The sequence below is a fragment of the Shewanella sp. 10N.286.52.B9 genome (assembly GCF_002873635.1).
Taxonomy (GTDB): domain Bacteria; phylum Pseudomonadota; class Gammaproteobacteria; order Enterobacterales; family Shewanellaceae; genus Shewanella.
Genome location: NZ_MCTY01000192.1, coordinates 1 through 1,766, shown reverse-complemented (window position 1 = coordinate 1,766; position 1,766 = coordinate 1). Strand labels below are relative to the sequence as shown.

1 protein-coding gene is annotated in these 1,766 nt (G+C 36.9%); it reads right to left on the bottom strand.

From position 1 onward, the window contains the following. The coding region (locus tag BCU91_RS14420) for a serine/threonine-protein kinase (RefSeq protein ID WP_198590477.1) at positions 1-1,547 on the bottom strand (1,547 nt) is incomplete at its 3' end. Positions 1,548-1,766 lie beyond the last annotated feature (219 nt).

Here is a 1,766-nt window from a genome sequence, read left to right as displayed (position 1 = left end):
TCATTAAGCTTTTTAACAGCAACACGCATTGATGCACCATATTTCAATAATGGTTCAGCTTCAGGACTTGCTGAAAAAACAACTTCTCCTGTAGTAATAAGTGCATTGATTTGTTCAACATCACGAAGTTTTAACGCCTGCTCAAATGCAGAAGTATATAAAACTAACGCCTCTTCATTAGGCATATACTTAAATTTAGGCTCTACGAAAGCTAAACCTTCTACAATCAACTTAATATTGTTATCCCCAGTCTCGTTATAGCGAGATTGCGACAACAACACAGTCAGACGATCAGACAAAGAATCAATGACTGATTGTTTACTTCGCTTCATCTGATTATTGATTTGCAACAACCTCACAGAATCGGGGTAGTAACGGCTAATGTCTGCAATTATTAACTCAATTTGACCGTAGTTTTGATATAAACCATTGTCACTTTTTGGCACTGCTGCTATTTGTTTCTCAATTAAATCCAAGACTTCGATTTGATGTTTTCTCAATAAACCATCGCGGATCAAACTTTTCTCGATCGGAAGACCATCAATTTGCTCAAATAGCGTCGAGGCAGTGATAAACTCGTATGCATCAGACTCATTTTTGACTTGCTCATTAGCTGAAATGATATTTTCTAAATCGCCAATTTTTTGTTCAGAAGCTTGATGCATCTGAAAACCTACAACACCAATCAAAGCAGCAGCAGCTAATGAAACAGGCACAGGCCAGCTCTTACTTTGAAACTTGGTGATTAATGATTGTATATCGAGTTCTCTTTGCGCTTTATGAATCGCTAAGCCTTTTTTTAAGCTTAACCAAAGGCGAAAACTGAGGTGTTTTGGTTTAGTCAGTTTTTGTTTGTTGGTATCGACTTCGTTAGCAGCGACTCTTAAATATGGGTGTTTACTTGTTAATAATTCATAGGTTATACAAGAAAACGCAAAAACATCATCCGCAGCACATGCTTCTTCGCCTAAAAGCTGTTCATAGCTTGCATATGCAGGGGTATAACCCGTTAAAGAAGGATCAGAATCGGCTTCAGCTAATGCGTACTGATCTACGTTTTGCTGAAAGTTTTTAGCAACACCAAAATCAAAGACTTTAATGTCACCCTTTCGAGTGAGAAAGATATTGGAAGGTTTTAAATCGGTATGAACAATCCCTTGTTTGTGTGCATAAGACAGAGCCGAGCCAATCTGCTCAATGATTTGCATTGTGCCTTTAAAGTTAATGCCCGATGGTTTAGAGCGCTTGATGACCTGCTCTAATGTCTCACCATCTAGCCACTCCATGACCATAAAATGGTAAGCATCATCGCTATCCACATCATAAACACGAATAATATTTGGATGGGAAAGTTGCTGTGTTTGAATCGACTCTTTAATTAACACTTGCTGCGCCTCAGGTGCATCAGCAAATTCCGATAATAATACTTTTATTGCCACAAAAGGCTCAGAAACATTAAGTGATTCGAAGTATAAATCTTTTGCTCGATATATGTCACTCATGCCACCATGGCCGATTCTAGACTCAATTAAGTAACGTTTTTTCAAACATTTCCCAATCAAATTAGTTTTATTCTCAACTGTTTTAGTTTGATTCATTCCAGCCACAAAAGTTTTATCATCAATTGATAGGCTCGATTCTTGACACTTATCCATAAGTACAGGTTTATCCCTAAATATAATCAAAAGGTATGTAGACTAACTACCTAGTAATAAAAAATCTATAATATGGTGCAGCATCGCATATGAAAAAACAACATTTAATAT